Raw genomic sequence first — 17,879 nt, forward strand, 5'->3', positions numbered from 1 at the left:
ATAGACGCATGCCATGTGCGCATGTTCCCATTGTCATTCGACAATCGGAGGATGAACCGATGTAAAAGCCTCCTGTGCATAATAGATATCGGTTAGCTGCGCGAATGCATCCTTCAAGACCGGGTCGTGCAATTTACCACCTGTCTTATACATCTTGCAATCGATAAGCGCTCTAAGGTAGATAATGCGCCATCGCCAGGAACTCCTGACGCTATCGCGCAACCTCGCGTCCGCCTCCTTAATAAGCTCCCATGCCTTTACTGAGTTTTCACCTATCCGTTCGCGGCGATGGTTTGACTCTAGTATGTCAACTGCCTGCGCTACTTTTTCCACTACTTCCGGCGAGAACTCGCTGGATATGTATTCTTTGACAATATCTTTGGCAGGCCTGTTCTTGTCCCAGTATAATTGAAGACATATGACCTTGTTGATATCTTCATATATACCCTCGGAGTAAGGAAACCCACCGGAGAGCTTATTCGACGCCTGATTCCACAGCCTCTGAAACCTTTCCGGCAGTGGATTAGCCCCATAGCCTCCCCACGGTCCCTGCCCCCACATACTGATCTCAGGGAAATTGATCAGAGGCAGTTTACCTGGAACTTCATGATCGAGCGGGTAGCGGGGGAAATCTTCATGGGCATCAGCCATTATATAATCGACCCAGCTTTCATTGGTCATAGCCTTGGCAAGTCCTTCCCATTCGCCGGCATCAGGAGTATCATACATCCACGTTGACAGGATAAACTTGCCGCCCGCAAACTTGCTTCGAAACATACCGGCAATTTCCTTTGAGAGGCTGAGAAAGCCCTTTGCTCCCCACGGCCAGCACTGATCGCAGCCGCAGCCTCCCTCGTCATACGGCCAGGCTATAAAAAAGTCGAGCTTGGTATCTGAAAATTTGTTCATCAGCTCATCCCACTGATTTAGAAGATACTTTCTGCTTTCAGGCTTGCTGGGGCACAGCAGGGTCCCAAGATTTCCTCTTCTGTGCAGATCATCCGGGAATGGCTGATAATAATATTCCTTGGGGGCATTCTTGAAACCTATGTTCGGGCATTCGATCAACCCTACATCCAGCCCAAGGTGTTTTGCAGTCTGCATGAGTGCGCGTATTTTATCAATATTCCGTCTGGCTGACGGGTCATCGAACCCGTCGAACTGCTGCGGTGGAAAATGGAAAGCGACGCTGTTCATTCCCCACAGCGCCAGGTCTTCCAGATATTGCTCGATCTTGTCGGCGGGAGCCGCTTCATAGAAATTGTTGAAATGTACTGCCATATAAATGCCTCTGACTGGGCATGTTGGTTTGGAACTGCCGCGCCATTTGCTTGCGACAAAACCGCCGTCAAACCGGGAAGTCCTGAGGAATTTGCCCACTCCATAGAGCAGACCGCGCTCATCATTGCCGACGATATCTATTCCTCCATGGGGATCATCGGATATCGTGTAGCCTTCTGCACCCACGCCTCGCACTATTTTCAAAGTGATATTCACATCAGCAGCGCAGTCGGCAACTATCCGGGTATTTGATTGTTCTCTTATCCTTTTGGCCAGAATCCCCGCTATACTTTTCTCAATCTCGTTCGAACCACTAATAATGTTTATACTCGTCAAAGCTTTCTCCTCACCAGTGTTGCTAGTGTTTGACGTCCCGGTCTCTGAAACTCCGGCTGTCACCCGGCAAGTGGACACGGCAAAAACCAGCGCCGCTATTGCCATTGCTGCCGATATACTGCGAATATGTATCATTATGCTCTCCTGCTGATTCATGAGTCTGTGGATATGCAGTGCGTGCGCGTGCATCCACATAGTGTGCGCTCTGCTCAGTTTTGCACATGCCCAAACGTTTGTCAATAAATTTGCTTGACCGGTATAGATTTAAGTGTTACATTGTTGCAAAACTGAATATCCGTCAGGAGGGAACATCCAACATGAGCTTCTTCGAGACAGGTTTTCTGTCAAACGTCGCGAAGATAACGAACGCGAAAACACGCAGTATATGCGCAGAGAACCCCAAGGGCGAAAAAGGCAAAGGCGCGATGGATATCCCGCAGGCCGATAATGCCGGTTCAATGCTCGGCCAGGGCTGGAAAATTCGCCCATGCATTACTTTGGAGCCGAATTCTAAAACAACAATCGCCGACATCAAAGGCCCCGGGACCATACGTCATATCTGGATAACGGTCGCAGAAAAAGCTTACCGCAACTGCATTATCCGAATGTTTTGGGATGGTGAGAAGACTACGTCAGTGGAGGTGCCTCTGGGTGATTTCTTCTGCTGCGGTCATGCCTTGAGGACTAAAGTCAACTCTATCCCAATTGCGGTTAACCCCAGCGGCGGGTTTAATTCATATTGGCCGATGCCGTTTAGAAAGAGCGCGCGGATAGAAATTGAGAGCCAGTGGCATGAGGCGATAGGCGGTTTCTTCTATCAGGTCGATTACGAACTCGACGATGTGCCCAGTGATGCTGCATATTTTCATGCGCAGTGGAGGCGTGCCGTCACCCCAATCGATGCGCCGGAGCATGTTATCCTCGACGGCATCAAGGGCAAGGGTCAATATGTCGGGACATACCTCGCGTGGACTCAGCTTGCCAACGGCTGGTGGGGAGAGGGCGAAATCAAGTTCTTTATGGACGGCGATACCAAGTTCCCCACTATATGCGGCACCGGCACGGAAGATTACTTCTGCGGGGCATGGGGATTCTACGGACCAGACAGCCGCGAGGACCCTTACACAACAGTTTATACCGGCATGCCGTTAGTGCGGCACGTTGATAATGAGGTGCCGAAGTTCGGGTTATACCGTTGGCACATACAAGATCCTATCAGGTTTGAGAGCGACCTGAAGGTAACCATTCAGGCGCTGGGATGGTGGCCTAATGGCAAGTATCAGCCCCTCCAGGACGATATCGCTTCAACAGCATATTGGTATCAGGCTGAGCCGCATGCCAAGTTTCCCGAGATGCTGCCCGTCCACCTGAGATGGCCCAGATAATTGAGTAATTTATATTTTGTATTGAGTATTGTTTTGTGTGTATTATAATGCCGGCCTACTCCCTCTCCTGGGGGAGAGGGTTGGGGTGAGGGCGCTATCCGATTTAGTATTTGGGATTTTGTATTGAGTATTGCTTAAGATGGGTGCTGATGGGTGGCGGTCTCCGAATCGCCACCCTAATGCCAAGTTGGGGTCTCAGAACCCCGAGACTCCTGCTGTGGTCATTTATAGAGGCAAATCCTTGAATTTTGCGTAAGCCTTCTCAAGGCCAGCCGATTGCCTGGGAGTATATGTAGTCAACTCGAATGAGTTACGCACTATCTGCCTTGCTTCGTCCAGACTGGCGACCATACCCGTTCCCATAGCCTGAACCAGCACATTGCCGATAGCCGTAGCTTCCACCGGCCCCGCAATGACTGTGCGCCCTGTCGCATCCGCAGTGAGCTGCGAGAGCAGTTTGTTCTGTATGCCTCCGCCTACTATATGGATCGTATTGAGTCTCTTGCCCAGCAGATCGTCGAGGTCCTCCATTGTGGCGCGATAAGCCAGCGCAAGGCTGTCCAGTGCGCAACGGACAATCTCTCCCTTGGTCTCAGGGACCTTTTGGCCGCTATTACGGCAATAGTCCTGTATGCGCCTTGGCATGTCGCCATGTGTGAGAAACACAGACGCATTCGGGTTTACAACCGATACAAATCCCTCGCATTCGGCGGCCATATCGGTCATCTCGGAGTATGATATCTGCTCACCTGCCTTGAGCCAAGTCTGCCTGCACTGCTGCACGATCCACAGACCCATGATATTGTGAAGCAGCCTGATCGTGCCGGATACGCCGCCTTCATTTGTGAAACAGAGATCACGGGATTTGTCGTTAATGATGGGCTTATCGGTCTCAACTCCCATAAGCGACCATGTCCCAGAGCTGAGATAAGCGTGATCCTTGCCTGTTGCCGGGACAGCCGCTACAGCGCTGCCTGTGTCGTGAGTTGCCGGAGCAATCACTTTTATCCCGGTGCCCATGCCCAGCTCTTTCACCAACGAGTCAGAGAGCGTGCCGATAACGCTGCCCGGCTGCACGGTCTTTTGGAAGATAGACGCCGGTATTCCAAGCTTTGGAAACAGGTCATATGCCCAATTATTGGCTTGCATATCGAAGCACTGCGATGTCGATGCAATCGAATACTCACAGGACTTCACTCCAGTGAGCCAATAGTTGAAAAGGTCGGGAATAAAGAGCAGTGTGGATGCGCCTCTGAGAGCTGTCGATTTGCTGAGCGCCATGGCGTAGAGCTGATAGAGAGTATTGAACTGCAAAAACTGAATGCCTGTCGCCTCAAAGACCTTGTTCCATGGCACTTTCTCAAAAAGCTTTTCGGGCACACCATCAGTCCGCACATCTCTATAGTGGAATGGGTTGCCGAGCAGTTCGCCGTCTTCACCCAGAAGTGCAAAGTCGACTCCCCATGTGTCTACCCCGACGCCGTCTATCTTGCCGCCGGTCTTTTCCAACGCCAGCTTGAGCCCGTGCTTGATCTCATCAAAGAGCCGCAGCACATCCCAGTGCATATGACCCAGAGTCGATACACATGCTGTCGGGAACCTGTGAATTTCGTCCAGGCTCAGCTTGCCGCCCTCGATAGTTGCAAGCAGCGCGCGCCCGCTCTCCGCGCCGAAATCAAAAGCTAAAAACTTGGAATCTTTTGCCATAAACTTCCTCGTTGTGGGTTATGAGTTGTTTAATACCTCCAGGTATCCTACCTGGAGGTATTAAAGTTTCTACGCCCCGAACTTCTCCTGAACGTTCATAAGCTGAGTGATGATCTTTGTGATATCTATCCCGCGGATACGGCCAAGTCCGCCGCTGGTTACGGAGCGCTCGTCAAACTTATCGCACCTGTCCGTGCGCACGCCCTCGCCCCAGAATACAATCGGGACCGGATCGCCTGAGTGGTCTTTGATTGCGCATGGTGTGGAGTGGTCTGCCGTGATTACCAGGAAAGTGTTCTCCGGCACATTGTCATGCAGATACCCGACCATCTCATCAAGCTTCTTAATAATATCAAGCTTAGCCTGCGGATTGCCGTCATGACCGCCCAGGTCCGCGCCCTTCACATTGCAGAGCACGAAATCGTGGTCCTTGAGCTGCTCGACAATCGCTTTGCCTATATTCATAACGTTAGAGTCCAGACCGCCGGTTGCGCCTGGGACTTCCGTAATGTCCATTCCAACGTATCGTGCGACACCGTTGATCAGGCCAGTCTCCGCGACGCATGCTGCTTTGATGCCGTGCTCGCACTCAAAGCTTTCCATATTCGGCCCGATTCCTCCGCCGCGCGGCAGGATGATATTTGCAGGCTTGAGACCCTTAGCTATTCTCTCTTTGTTGACCGGATGGTCCTTGAGGATCTCATAGGACTTCTTGACAAACTCATTGACAGCCTGCGCGGTCTTGGCTGCGGCGGCATTGCTCGAGTCGCACGGCTCGCTGGTCATCACTGCAGCGCCTTCGTGATGCGGGTCGGTGTCGGTGATCTCAGAACTCAGACCCGGCGCGCGGAGGATCAATGCTCCCCTGTGCGCCACCGATTCCTTAAAGATGACCTCGATACCATTGCTGATCTTCATGCCGTTAATGGCGGCTGCCAACTGGTCTGTGCCGCTGTCGATACGGCCTGCGCGTCGATCGGTTATGATCATATTGTCATCGACAGTAGAGAAGTTGCACCTGAACGCGATATCGCCCTTCTTGACGTCCATACCGATCCCTGCTGCCTCGAACGGGCCTCTGCCTGTGTAATATTTATAGGGATCGTAGCCCAGGATTGCGAGGTGAGATGTGTCGCTGCCTGCGCGCACGCCCGGAGCTATCGGGTCCATAAGACCGCACTCGCCCTCGGCTGCGATCTTATTCAAATTCGGTTTGTCGGCTGCTTCCAGAGGGGTCTTATTCCCCAGTTCCTTAATAGGCCTGTCTCCCAGACCGTCCGCGATCAAAAGCACTGCTTTCGGTGTTGCCATATACTTCCTCCTTAAAATAGCTGAAAGTGGAATGTGGAAAGTGGAAAGTCCAGAATACGCTGCTTTCCACTTTCAGCTTTCCACTGATACTAACCCATGAGGCAATTATAAAAGTCATCAACTTTGTCATTTCGAGCGTAGCGAGAAATCTGCTTCTAAAACGTCAGGTTCAAAGCAGATTCCTCACATTCGGCGAGTTACAACGCATAGTTTCTAGCACTATGCTATATTTCGCCGCGTTCGGAATGACTAAATTTGTGATCGGGCGCGATATCTGATCGCGACCGCAAAGAAATCTGCGATCTGAAATCGCAATATTCTCTTTCGGGCTGGATCGGATATCCAGCCCGAACATAGGTCAAAGGTTGCATGCTCTAATTTATGCCGCTCTCACTCCCTCTCCTGGGGGAGAGGGTTGGGGTGAGGGCGCAGCTTATTTATTATCTAGTATTTTGTATTGATTATTTTCGCAATGACCAAATGTCTTATGGACCTGTAATAACCTTGATTGCGTCTGCCGCATGTATCGCTTGCAGAGATCCGTCTGCGCTTTTGACGATGAGCGCGCCTGTCGGTTCCACACCGTCAATAATACCTTTAACCGAACCAGCCTCAGATGATATCTCGACTATGCGTCCTAAGCCCCACATGCGTTCACGCCACAGGCTTAAAATATGCTCGAACCCATTAGAAAGGTAGTCTTCATATACTTCAAGCACTTTCGCGGCAAACCGCTCGCATACTTCGTCAATATTCGACTGGTGCCCGGTCTCGATAGCGATGGACGTAGCCGTATCTTTTATCTCATCCGCCAACTCGGTCTGGTTCACATTCAATCCGATCCCCGCGACCGCGCCCAGATTGCCCACAGTCTCTACGAGAATCCCTACAATCTTCTTATCACTGACAAGCACATCATTCGGCCATTTGAGGGCAGGCTCAAGCCCATAGTCCTCTGCAATGTAATCGGCAACGCCCAGGGACATCACAAACGTCAACTCGCCCATCTCGGATAAAGGCTTGTCGGGCGTGAGCACAAGGCTTATCAGAGCGCAATCGCCCGGTTTGTCGATCCAGCTTCTGCCGCGCCTGCCGCGTCCACTGCTTTGAGAGAGCGCTGTGACCACTGTCCCTTCGGGCTCGCCACGATGCAGCATCTCAATCGCTGTGTCATTTGTGGAAGTCACCGTGCCGTAGCGATGGATTCGCGCAGGGATCACGCTATATCTCCCACTATCTCCAGATTGATATCCAGCGCAGGAGCGGAGTGGGTGAGCGCTCCGACTGATATTATATCCACGCCCGTCTCAGCAATCTCATTCACACTCTTGAGGCTCACTCCACCAGACGCCTCCAGCAGCACCTTGCCATCGGCAATCGACACGGCTTTTCGCATCTCGTCGAGAGGCATATTGTCGAGCATGACTATATCGGCTCCGGCTCTTATTGCTTCCTCAAGACCCTTTATGTCGACCACTTCGACCTCGATCTTGAGCGTGTGTGGGGCATTGTCCTTCGCAGCCTCAATTGCAGCCGTGATCCCGCCAGCAGCAGCGATGTGGTTGTCTTTGATGAGAATGCCGTCGTCCAGGCCGAACCTGTGATTATAGCCTCCGCCGCAGGTGATAGCGTATTTCTCAAGCCGGCGCAGGCCCGGTGTGGTCTTTCGCGTATCTACAATCCGCGCCTTTGTGTGCTTGACCTGATCGACATACTTAGCCGTAAGAGTCGCGATACCGGACATCCTCTGCAAAAAATTCAGCGCTACCCTCTCACCCGTGAGGATAGTCCGCGCCTTACCCGACACATCGCCGATTACGGTACCGGCTTTAACGTGTTTGCCGTCGCGGATTACAGGTTCATACATCGTCTGGGTAAAGAACTCGTGAAAGACGACCCACGCCAGCTCTTGACCCGCGATTATCCCGCTTTCTTTTGCTGTGATAACTCCATGCGCAGTCAGATCGTTTGGAATAGTGAGTGCTGTTGTGATATCGCCGCTGCCGACATCTTCGGCGATGGCGTTTTTGACCACGGATTCCAGGTAAACAGGGTCCAGTCCGATCATATGGCTATCATCCCCTCTATAGCGGCTCGCGCCTTTTCGATCACCTCACCAGACAAAGTGATCTCATATTTCATGTCCTCAAGGCTCCAGAGGACCTTCTCCAGCGTGATCTTCTTCATGTTCGGGCAGATATTGAGCGGGCTTGGGTTATAAAACACCTTGTCCGGGTTGTCTTTCTTGAGTCTGTGAAGTATGCCGCGTTCCGTGCAGACTATAAACTCTTTCGCATCACTGCCGCTCACAAAGCGTATCATACCCGATGTGCTCTCCACCGCATCCGCAAGCGCGACAACATCCGGTGTGCATTCGGGGTGCGCGATCACCAGCGCATCCGGGTGGGCATGTTTTGCCTTGACCACATCCTGCGAGACTATGCGGTGATGTGTGGGGCAGAAACCCGAGTATGTGATGACCTTCTTCTTGGTCTTTGATGCTACATATGACCCGAGTGATTTGTCCGGCACGAAGAGTATGGTATCGGCTTCCATCGACTCGACTATCTTCACCGCGTTGGCAGACGTGCAGCAGATATCGCTTTCCGCCTTGACCTCTGCGCTGGTGTTCACATATGCTACCACCGGCAGGCCAGGGTGAAGCTTCTTAAACTCTCTTAGCTGCTGAGCATTGATCATATTAGCCATCGGGCAGCCTGCGTGCAGATCGGGGATCAGGACGGTCTTGTCCGGCGAGAGGATCTTCGCGGTCTCAGCCATAAAGTGAACCCCGCAAAAGACGATCACCGCAGCGTCCGTCTGCGCCGCCTTGCGCGAAAGCTCCAGCGAATCGCCCGTAAAATCGGCTATATCCTGCACCTCGCCGAGCTGATAATTGTGCGCAAGTATAATTGCTCCGCGCTCGGCTTTAAGTGCCTGTATTTTGTCTATAAGTTCGCTCATTAATACTTCCTGATAATATGCTGAGATCCGTGCGACTGAAGTCACGGCCACAAAAACACGAAGTCTCCCTTCGGAGACTGAAGTCTCAGTCGGCGCAGGCCGACTTTGTGTAGTTGTTGCAGCGGTTTTAACCGCAAAATCTTTGATCTCTATCCCGAAAAAGCCGAATCTATTGCAGACCTGACAGTGAGCACCCCGATAGGCTCGATCTTTATCGACTTCGATATCTTGGTCGCGCTGCGACCCGACATAATGCACCTGTCAAAACCAAGCCGCGCAGCCTCTTTAAGGCGTTTCTCTGCCTGACCGACAGCCCGCACTTCTCCTGCAAGCCCTATCTCACCAAGAGCAATCGCATTATCGTTCACACTGCAGTCCAGCAGACTCGACGCCACAGCCAGCGCAACAGCCAAGTCAGCGGCAGGCTCTATAATCCGCACACCACCGGCCACATTTACATAAACATCCTTACCCGCGAGGTTAAGTCCGACACGCTTTTCCAGCACCGCAAGGATCATCAAAAGCTTGTTGTAGTCGATCCCGGTGCATGTTCGCCTCGGGCTTGGAAAATAACTCGGCGCGACCAGAGCCTGTATTTCGACCAGTATTGGCCGTGAGCCCTCCATGGTCGATGTCACGACCGATCCCGATCCATGCTCCGGCCTTTCGGCAAGCAATGCTTCCGACGGATTCGGCACCTCTACAAGACCGACTTCACGCATCTCAAAAATGCCGAGTTCGTCAGTCGAGCCGAACCTGTTTTTGACTGCCCGCAGCACTCGATAGCTCTGATGACGGTCTCCCTCAAAGTATAACACGGTATCGACCATGTGTTCCAGAACCCTTGGGCCCGCCAGTGAGCCTTCTTTTGTGACATGCCCCACGATAAAGACCGGTATGCCCGCGCTTTTTGCGATTCGTGCAAGGGTTGCGGTGCATGTCCTGACCTGGCTCACAGTTCCAGGAGCAGATGCGAGGTTGGGGTCGAACATGGTCTGGATTGAGTCGATTATTACATACTGCGGCGCGACTGTCTCGACATAATGCTCCACGCCCTGAATATTCGTCTCAGAGACTACATAGAGCATCGGTGAGGCGATCCCGATCCTGTTTGATCGCAGCTTTATCTGCTCAGCCGACTCTTCGCCGGATATATAGAGCACCTTGCCATTATTGATGCTCAGGTGATTGGCGACCTGTATAAGAATTGTGGATTTACCTATACCCGGGTCGCCGCCGATAAGCACCAATGAACCTGACACCACTCCTCCGCCAAGCACGCGGTCAAACTCGGATATGCCGCTTGATATACGCTGAGCGCCGGTCGCCGTCAGGTCCGTAATTGGGGTGGGGGTCGCGAATGTGCCGGAGAATGCCGAGGCGTGTTTAGCCGACGGCGCTTCAGCCACAATCACCTCTTCGACAAGGCTGCCCCATTCGTCACAGTCCGGGCAGCGTCCCAGCCACTTTGGTGACTCATAGCCGCAAGATTGACAGACAAACTTTGTGTGAGATTTTGCCATATACTTAAACAAAAAGGGTAATCAGACCCATGTCTTCTCACCCTGTTTCCATTCGCTACATTTTACCAGAAGAATATGAGAGCTTCAAGCATAAAAGAAAGGCAGCTCAAATTGGCTGCCTCTCTTTTTAATTTCACTTTTTTATTTTCGCTTCCAGCGCTTTTATAGTTTTCTTTATCATATCCGCCATTGGGCTCTTGGAAGACGAGCTGAGCGGGTTCATATCCATACCTGGTCTTGACCCCATATTTTGCGGCGGACCACCCGGTCTTGAAGCTTCTGATGGCGGCGGGCTGCCGGGATGCTGTCCGCCATTTTGTCCTTCGGGACGATTCATTTCCCTGCGCGGCCGTTCGCTAATAGCCTTCTTTTGCGCAGAGGTTAGTATCGCATTCAGTTTTGATGCGGCTGCTTTTGCCTGCGCTGCATCCAGTGTCTTCCGGGAACGCAGCGGATTTACTATTGCAAGAATCGCCTTTGCCTGTGAAGCCGTGACAGAGTCCTTTTTACTCTCTTCAAGTCGTCCGATATCCATTACTACACGCACCAGATCGAACGATGAGCGCATGCCGGCGGGTATTGTGCGTCCATCATTCTTAACCGGTCCCATTGGTAGGTTTTTCATATCGGATCTCTTTGTCGAAGCGCTTGTGTTATCCTCTTCCACACTCACTGTGGCAGATGGCTTCTTTGAAAGCTCCGATTTGTCTTCAACATCAGGCTTTTCTGCTGTGGGCACATCACCCGGCTGCGGGCCCTGTGCCGCCATATTGCCGGGGGCCGGGCAATTTCCGGGAGAGCCTGCTTGCCCGTCCGGTCCGGGTCTGCTGTCGGTGGGAACCAGGACATACTGCGGCTTCGGAGAGAGCAGGGATACGGCTCCATAAATAACGGCTACCGCAGCTATGAGAACCAACGCTATTACAACTTTACGTTTCATAACAATGCCTCCGGTCCTATGTTACTCATATCTCAGAGCTTCTATCGGGCTGAGTGAAGCTGCTTGCTTTGCCGGATAATAGCCAAAAAATATCCCGACAAATGCCGCAAATCCGAATGACAGCAATATGGAAGTCATAGAAACCTGCGCATGCCACTGCGAAAAACAGCTTACAATGAATGATCCCAACAAACCGACCAGCACTCCAACTGTTCCACCGCAGAGCGAAAGCACCAGCGCCTCGACCAGAAACTGCCTCTGGATGTCACGCCGCCGCGCTCCCAGAGCCTTGCGAATGCCGATCTCACGAGTGCGCTCGGTGACCGATACAAGCATAATATTCATGATCCCGATCCCGCCTACTATCAGAGATACACTCGCGATACCCGCCAGCAGTAGTGTGAAGACTTTGCTTGTTTCCTGAGCCATTTCTATTATGTCGGCCTGGTTTCGGATCATAAATGTGTCCTGGTCAGTCGCGGCTATGTTGTGCCGCTTGCGGATAAGGCTGTCGACCTGAGTTGACGCCTGGCTGCTGACATCCGACGAGGCAGCTTGCACGTCAATGGCTCGCACATATTCGGTCCCCATCAGTCTGCGCATACCGGTAGTTGCGGGGACTATGAGCCTGTCGTCAGGGTCAGAAAAGCTTCCTGCCGAGCCTTTTGCTTTCAGAAGACCGATTATTTTGAACTGAACGCCGTTGATTCGCAAATTTTGCCCGACGGGCGATACTTCACCAAAGAGATTCTTAGCAGTTGTAGGGCCTATGACGGCTACTTTTCGGTATGCCCTCTCTTCATCGTCAGTGAACATCCTTCCTGTCTGCACTTGATAATTGCGGATAGATAGATAATCCGGTGTGGTGCCGAGAATTGTCGTGTTGGTATTCTGATTTTTAAATTTCACCTGAGCGTTAGTCTGTGCTTCAGGGGCCGCAGCGCCGACTGCGGAGCATTCTTTCGTTATGGCGCTGACATCATCCAGTGTCAGAAATTCATTGCTGCCGAATCCGCCCATTGCCGGGCCTTTACGTGTTCGGCCCGTAAATACGGTGAGCACGTTGGTTCCCATGGATTGTATGCGCTCCATCGTTTGGTTTTGAGCGCCGCGGGCCAGTGCCAGCATTGTAATTACAGCAGCTACCCCGATAATCACACCCAGCATAGTCAGGGCAGCCCGCATCTTGTTTGCCGACAGGCCTTCAAGTGCGACGGCGACACTTTCCCATAGACTCATGATTCTTCCTCCACCGGCAGAGATGCCAATACATCGCGAGCCTTAATACGCTTGGTGACAGGCGCGTCTTCGACCACATGCCCGTCCTTGAACCTGATAATCCGTTCTGAGTGATGGGCAATATCTTCTTCGTGAGTGACCATGACAATCGTCTTGCCTTCATCATGGAGTTCCTGCAGGATTGTCATGATCTCCTCGCTGGTGCGCGTGTCGAGGTTGCCGGTCGGCTCGTCGCCAAAGATTATCAGCGGGTTGTTGACGAGTGCGCGCGCTATTGCCACACGCTGCTGCTGGCCGCCTGACATTTCGTTTGGCTTGTTGTGTATGCGTTCACCGAGCCCGACTCGTTCGAGAGCGACCTGCGCCCTGCTCTCCATGTCAACGTGCGAGTCGTCCGGGTTATACATCAGCGGCAGCATTACCTGGCGCAGCGCCGGACGGCGCGGAATAAGATTATATGACTGAAACACGAAACCGATCCTGCGGTTGCGCACATCGGCGAGTTCGTCGTCGTCCATCCCGGCTACTTCCTCACCGGCAAGCTTGTATGATCCCTCCGTAGGTTGATCCAGGCATCCCAGAATATTCATCAATGTCGACTTGCCCGATCCCGAAGGTCCCATAATAGCTACGAACTCACCCTCGTTGATGTCCAGGTTAATGTCCCGAAGCGCATGAACCGATTGTGTGCCCATATGATAAATTTTGTGGAGATTCTCCACGCAAATCATTACTCTACCTCCACTACCATTAGTTGTGAGTTTCGAGTTATGTGTTGTGAGTTGTATGGGTGCTAACTCAACTAATAACTCATAACCCATAACTCATAACCCGTAACCCGATTGCTACATCGGCATTCCGCCTGGTGGTCCAAATCTGCCGGATTGTTTTGTAGTTTGCCCTATACCTGTGCTGGTTTTATCCGATATCACGACCTGTTCGCCTTCTTTGAGTCCACTTGTGATCTCAGTCATTTCATCGCCTGAGAGGCCGGTTTCGACTCTTCGTGATTTCGGCGCGCCGTTCTCGATCACCATTACTATCGACTGCTTGTTCGAGCCTTTCAGAGCGTTGTTGGGAACAGCCAGGACATCTTCTTTACTGGCTGTGATAAAGTCGCATGTTGCGTTCATTCCCGGCTTTAATTTACTGTCGGTCGAGCTTATCTCCACAGTTACCGGTATGGTGGTAACATTATTTGTCGTGGTCGTCTGAGGCGCGATCTTAGTCACTGTGCCTTTGAAGACTTCGTTTGGATAGGCGTCGACCGTGATATTAACGCTCTGGTTCATACGAATTTGCGAGATGTCGGTCTCGTCTATATCGACTGTCGCGTTCATTTTGCTGACGTCGGCGACTTCAAAGAGTGCGACACCACTGCCGGACGCAATTGCCGACGACTTTGCTCCCGTGACGATAGAGCCTAACTCTACATATTTTGTGACCACAACTCCCGAGCAAGGGGCTGTTATTGTCGTATAGCCGAGGTTCTTTTGCGCCTGTTTGAGCGAAGCTTCCGAACTCTTTACATCAGCTTCCGCCTGTGTGATATCCGCCGCCTTCACGATCTCTGTGCGATATGTCGCGCGGACTTCTGCCAGGGATGCGAGAGCTTTTCTATACGAGGCTTGCGCATCAGCCAGAGCCTGTTTCTTTATGGATACCTGTACGCTGTTGGCTTCCGCGGTCTTTAGAGCGGCTTTTGCAGCGGCCACTTTGGCTTCGCTGCTGAGCAGGTCTTCATTTGTTTCATCTTTTACTGTTTCGAGTTTCTTACTTGTGCTGTCGAGCTGCGCTTGAGCCGCGTCATAGTTTTTTTGCGCCGATTCCAGATCGGATTTCGAGACAAATCCCTTTTCATACAGCGCTTTTTGGCGATGAAGCTCGTTTTTTGTCTGGTCGGCGGCTGATTTCGCTCCGTTATAATTTGCCTGTGCCGAGACTATTGCTTGAGGCACTGTCGCCTTTTTTGCCTGGCGGTAAGACGCTTCGGCTGATGCGAGCGAGCTTTTTGCCTCGTTTATGGCTTCTCTAGTAAGTGTCGGTTGCACGGATGCTTGCTGCTGCGCTTGTTCGAGTTGAGCCTTTGCGCTCTTTACCGCCTCCTGTGCGGCTTGTAACTGAGCTGGATACTGACTGTGCTGCATGTCTCTGTTGTTTTGGGCCTGCAGTACTTTTGCCCGCGCGCTGGCAAGATTGGCGTTCGTCTGTTCAAGAGCGCTTTTCGTGTCGGTCGGGTCGATGCGGGCTACTACCTGGCCCGCCTTTACGCGGTCGCCTTCATCCACACCCAGCCAGATTATCTGGCCACCAACGTTGGATTTGACTTCAACCGTGCTCAGAGCCTCCAGCGTGCCCGTGCCGGAGACGGATGTAGTGATAGTCGTTCGTGTGACCTTTGCGGTTTTGAGAACGACCTTACTGCTGTCGGCTCTGTGCCGGGCTAATGAAAATACCAATACCGCTATCAGTACTATTGCTCCTATGATAATTGGTTTTCGATCTTTGCGGTTTTTTGCCATCATAGGCCTCCTTACTCGCCTGTCGTATATTCGAGTTGTGATATCGCGATCAGGTAATCATACTTAGCCTGGACGTAATCGCTTTGAGCAGTCACATACTGCAGTTCGGCGTTAAGCACGTCCAGTGTAATTGCCAGCTTGAGATTATAGCGTTCCCGTTGAACATCGAGATTTTTTTTCGCTGAGTCAAGACTCGTCTGGCTTGCAGCCAAGCGTTCTTTAGAACTGGTCAGGTTGAGATACGCTTCTTCGACCTGCGTTCTTACATCTCGATCCAACTGTTTCGCACTCTCAACGGCGCTTTCCTGGGTCAGCTTGGCTGTTTTATATGCCGCTCGGCTTGCTCCGCCGTCGAAAAGATTGAATGTCAGTCCACCTACCATCTGAGTCCCGCTCGTTCGGTAGCCTCCGGAAATGCTATGCTGATATCCTGCGCTTATTGTAGGGATTGGGTATAGAGAAATCCGCGCTGCGGTAGTCGATGCTTTGGCTGAACAGATCTGCGCCTGAGCTTGTGTGATGTCCGGTCGGCTCTTCTTGGCGTAGTTTACGTAATTATCCAGCATTTGGACGGCAGTGTCCGGGATAGTGTCGACTTCCGCGACATCAAAGCCTGAGCGTGAAGAAATGCCCATGGTTGCCTGCAAATCAAGGATTGATGTGCGCACCGTATTCTGTGCGGACAAAAGATCGACTTTTGCCGAGGCCAACTCAGCCTCCACGGGATATTTGTCGACTGTAGCTTTCGATCCTTCATTTATCTGTTGTGTGACCTGTTCAAGGAGCGTCTGGTAATACTTAACGTTGGAGCTTGCAACCTCCGCCAGATGCTTAGAGCGCAGAGTTTCGTAGTAAGCTTTGGTAACCGTATAGGTGACTGTCTGCATGGTCCGTTTATAAGCCGAATCGGTGCTCTGAACACCATAGCGTGATGCTTTGACATTGGCTTCACGTATGCCGCCGTCAAAGATATTAAGGTTTGCGGAGAGAGCCGTTCCGGTCGTGACCTGGCTCAGCACTCCCTGAGAGCCGGTTGTGAAGGCATTGTTGTCTACTGAGATTTGAGGCAGATACTCGCTTTTTGTCTTTGCCAACTGGCTCTTGGCGATCGCGACATCATTTTTGGCGATGACCACATCCAACTGATTTTTGAGCGCAATGTCTATGCACTCCTGCAGACTCATGGGTTTTACCGATGTGTTATCCTCACCAAATGCGCCCACGCATAAAAACAGCGAGCATATGCAGGCTGCAACAAGGGCGCGAGCTACCCCTGTGTTTATGATTCCTCGGTCAATAATCATTGTTTCTACCACCTGTCCGGCAAATGTTGTTTGGCGACATTTATATTCTAAGGATGAGTTCTTAAAATAGTATGAAAGCGGGATCATTATTTGCAGTTTGTAAGTTATGGGCAAATGTCGGAAATATCGGCTCTAGGCATAATGTTTACCGGCAGGAATGTCGATAGGTGAATGAGTGTAGACCATGGCTACAACTACAATCAAGCACATTGAAAGGATGGACATAATGAGTATTACAGGAGTAAGTAGCAACTCAGAATCGGTCTATGACCTGTATCAGCTTTACGCGACACAGTCAGTGAGTGGAACGTCTTCGGATGACAGCGATACATCAATTGCCGGAGTCAGCAGTACGGGCGCCAGTGTTGATTCCGCTGATTTTTCGAAGGCAGGCGAGCTTTTCAGCAAGCTCCAGCAGCTTCAAGAGACAGACCCTGACAAGTTCAAGGAAATATGCGCGAACATTGCGGAACAGTTAAGTGAAGCAGCCGAAAATGAAGATGGAAGCTCGGATGGCATGCTTACGGATTTGGCGAGCAAGTTTAAGGATGCTTCCGAGACAGGAGATATGTCTTCACTGCAGCCTCCTCCTCCGCCACCGGCGTCCGGATGCAGCGGCTCTATGCAGGATGTCTCCGAACTCTACTCGCAGAATGAGTCGACAGGCCAGTCCGGCCAGAAGAACACTATCGATAGTATAATCGCCGGTGTTTTGAGTCAGGCAGGCATATCGGTTTCATCATAAAATGAAGTCCTGTCTTGCGTCCGGAAGAGACAGGTTGAATTGCCGATAGAGATCTGCCGGGTTCGTAGTCGATTTGGCCAGCTACGGAACCCGACAGAAAGGTGATATTCCTTCTACTTCTTTCCAGGAACACCGGCAAGCTGAAGTCCCCAAATATTCGTTCATTGATTTCCCTCCCGCCAGTATGCTACAAGCCAATTCTGAAAAAATTATGAAAAGCAATTATTTCTTAAACCTCTGTCGTGTCTATCCATTCAACCCCAACCCCCAATACCTGTCCGGGTTCTTGTCCGGGCTAACGCATCTTAGGAAATATGTCTTTACTTTGTTCGGGCAGATTAAAATCTGCGCCGAAAAGGGCCAAATGGCATCTCTGATGCCATCACCAAACGCTTGCATGCAGGCTTAGCGGTTAACGGGATCACAGATCCCAAGATTGCCCCAAAGGGGCCAGATTGCAAATCTGCCCCAACAGAGCTAACACTCAATACCTGTCGGGTGCGTGTCAAATCTACGGAATTTTAATAGGTAAAAGATGAGGCTGCTGGCATGAAAATGGACGGTCAACGCCGAATTCATTTTTGTGAGAAAATAAAGGAGGCGAGCCACAATCATGCCAGCA

The 17,879-nt window shown here is 51.5% G+C and carries 14 protein-coding genes; 2 read left to right on the top strand and 12 right to left on the bottom strand.

Going from position 1 to position 17,879, the window contains the following annotated elements; genetic code table 11:
* Positions 1–33: 33 nt before the first annotated feature.
* The gene (locus ABFD83_08385) at positions 34–1,752 is read right to left on the bottom strand and encodes a hypothetical protein (GenBank protein ID MEN6357084.1); all 1,719 of its coding nucleotides are present in this window, start codon (positions 1,750–1,752) and stop codon (positions 34–36) included.
* A 182-nt stretch (positions 1,753–1,934) separates the two neighbouring features.
* Between ABFD83_08385 and ABFD83_08390 the strand changes: the two genes are divergently transcribed.
* Positions 1,935–3,002 (top strand): glycoside hydrolase family 172 protein, encoded by a 1,068-nt coding sequence (locus ABFD83_08390; GenBank protein ID MEN6357085.1) that lies wholly within the window; start codon positions 1,935–1,937, stop codon positions 3,000–3,002.
* A 225-nt stretch (positions 3,003–3,227) separates the two neighbouring features.
* Here ABFD83_08390 and ABFD83_08395 read toward each other — a convergent pair whose 3' ends face one another.
* The 11 genes from ABFD83_08395 to ABFD83_08445 all read right to left on the bottom strand — a co-directional run bounded on the left by ABFD83_08395 (position 3,228) and on the right by ABFD83_08445 (position 16,512).
* Complete coding sequence (locus ABFD83_08395) at positions 3,228–4,709, bottom strand: rhamnulokinase family protein (GenBank protein MEN6357086.1); 1,482 nt, start codon at positions 4,707–4,709, stop codon at positions 3,228–3,230.
* Between the two features lie 69 nt (positions 4,710–4,778).
* Positions 4,779–6,020, bottom strand: coding sequence for a 2,3-bisphosphoglycerate-independent phosphoglycerate mutase (locus tag ABFD83_08400; GenBank protein MEN6357087.1), 1,242 nt, complete (start codon positions 6,018–6,020; stop codon positions 4,779–4,781).
* 485 nt (positions 6,021–6,505) lie between these two features.
* Complete coding sequence (locus ABFD83_08405; protein ID MEN6357088.1) at positions 6,506–7,240, bottom strand: biotin--[acetyl-CoA-carboxylase] ligase; 735 nt, start codon at positions 7,238–7,240, stop codon at positions 6,506–6,508.
* Positions 7,237–8,088 (bottom strand): carboxylating nicotinate-nucleotide diphosphorylase, encoded by an 852-nt coding sequence (gene nadC / locus ABFD83_08410; GenBank protein ID MEN6357089.1) that lies wholly within the window; start codon positions 8,086–8,088, stop codon positions 7,237–7,239. The genes ABFD83_08405 and nadC overlap by 4 nt, the downstream gene beginning before the upstream one ends.
* Positions 8,085–8,984 carry a quinolinate synthase NadA gene (nadA, locus tag ABFD83_08415; protein MEN6357090.1) on the bottom strand — a complete coding sequence of 300 codons (900 nt, stop codon included), beginning with the start codon at positions 8,982–8,984 and terminating at the stop codon, positions 8,085–8,087. The genes nadC and nadA overlap by 4 nt, the downstream gene beginning before the upstream one ends.
* A 149-nt stretch (positions 8,985–9,133) precedes the next feature.
* Positions 9,134–10,507 carry a DNA repair protein RadA gene (gene radA, locus ABFD83_08420; protein ID MEN6357091.1) on the bottom strand — a complete coding sequence of 458 codons (1,374 nt, stop codon included), beginning with the start codon at positions 10,505–10,507 and terminating at the stop codon, positions 9,134–9,136.
* A 133-nt stretch (positions 10,508–10,640) separates the two neighbouring features.
* Entirely contained in the window at positions 10,641–11,447 is an 807-nt protein-coding gene (locus ABFD83_08425; protein ID MEN6357092.1) for a hypothetical protein, read from the bottom strand.
* A 21-nt stretch (positions 11,448–11,468) separates the two neighbouring features.
* Positions 11,469–12,686 carry an ABC transporter permease gene (locus ABFD83_08430; protein ID MEN6357093.1) on the bottom strand — a complete coding sequence of 406 codons (1,218 nt, stop codon included), beginning with the start codon at positions 12,684–12,686 and terminating at the stop codon, positions 11,469–11,471.
* Positions 12,683–13,417 carry an ABC transporter ATP-binding protein gene (locus tag ABFD83_08435; protein ID MEN6357094.1) on the bottom strand — a complete coding sequence of 245 codons (735 nt, stop codon included), beginning with the start codon at positions 13,415–13,417 and terminating at the stop codon, positions 12,683–12,685. Before ABFD83_08435 ends, ABFD83_08430 begins: the two co-directional genes overlap by 4 nt.
* Before the next feature lie 114 nt (positions 13,418–13,531).
* Positions 13,532–15,211, bottom strand: a complete 1,680-nt coding sequence (locus ABFD83_08440) for an efflux RND transporter periplasmic adaptor subunit (protein ID MEN6357095.1) — start codon at positions 15,209–15,211, stop codon at positions 13,532–13,534.
* An 8-nt stretch (positions 15,212–15,219) separates the two neighbouring features.
* Positions 15,220–16,512, bottom strand: coding sequence for a TolC family protein (locus tag ABFD83_08445; protein ID MEN6357096.1), 1,293 nt, complete (start codon positions 16,510–16,512; stop codon positions 15,220–15,222).
* 226 nt (positions 16,513–16,738) lie between these two features.
* On the opposite strand from ABFD83_08445, the gene ABFD83_08450 reads away from it, so the two are divergent.
* On the top strand, positions 16,739–17,257 hold the full coding sequence (locus tag ABFD83_08450) for a hypothetical protein (protein ID MEN6357097.1): 519 nt from the start codon (positions 16,739–16,741) through the stop codon (positions 17,255–17,257).
* Positions 17,258–17,879: the final 622 nt, after the last annotated feature.

It is taken from the genome of Armatimonadota bacterium (assembly GCA_039679645.1).
GTDB lineage: Bacteria > Armatimonadota > UBA5829 > UBA5829 > UBA5829 > UBA5829.

Coding starts and splice junctions, on each gene's coding strand:
- ABFD83_08445 (MEN6357096.1), bottom strand. CDS start 16,512: ATGATTATTGACCGAGGAATCATAAACACAGGGGTAGCTCGCGCCCTT.
- ABFD83_08425 (MEN6357092.1), bottom strand. CDS start 11,447: ATGAAACGTAAAGTTGTAATAGCGTTGGTTCTCATAGCTGCGGTAGCC.
- nadC (MEN6357089.1), bottom strand. CDS start 8,088: ATGATCGGACTGGACCCTGTTTACCTGGAATCCGTGGTCAAAAACGCC.
- radA (MEN6357091.1), bottom strand. CDS start 10,507: ATGGCAAAATCTCACACAAAGTTTGTCTGTCAATCTTGCGGCTATGAG.
- ABFD83_08450 (MEN6357097.1), top strand. CDS start 16,739: ATGAGTATTACAGGAGTAAGTAGCAACTCAGAATCGGTCTATGACCTG.
- ABFD83_08395 (MEN6357086.1), bottom strand. CDS start 4,709: ATGGCAAAAGATTCCAAGTTTTTAGCTTTTGATTTCGGCGCGGAGAGC.
- ABFD83_08400 (MEN6357087.1), bottom strand. CDS start 6,020: ATGGCAACACCGAAAGCAGTGCTTTTGATCGCGGACGGTCTGGGAGAC.
- nadA (MEN6357090.1), bottom strand. CDS start 8,984: ATGAGCGAACTTATAGACAAAATACAGGCACTTAAAGCCGAGCGCGGA.
- ABFD83_08435 (MEN6357094.1), bottom strand. CDS start 13,417: ATGATTTGCGTGGAGAATCTCCACAAAATTTATCATATGGGCACACAA.
- ABFD83_08390 (MEN6357085.1), top strand. CDS start 1,935: ATGAGCTTCTTCGAGACAGGTTTTCTGTCAAACGTCGCGAAGATAACG.
- ABFD83_08440 (MEN6357095.1), bottom strand. CDS start 15,211: ATGATGGCAAAAAACCGCAAAGATCGAAAACCAATTATCATAGGAGCA.
- ABFD83_08385 (MEN6357084.1), bottom strand. CDS start 1,752: ATGATACATATTCGCAGTATATCGGCAGCAATGGCAATAGCGGCGCTG.
- ABFD83_08430 (MEN6357093.1), bottom strand. CDS start 12,686: ATGAGTCTATGGGAAAGTGTCGCCGTCGCACTTGAAGGCCTGTCGGCA.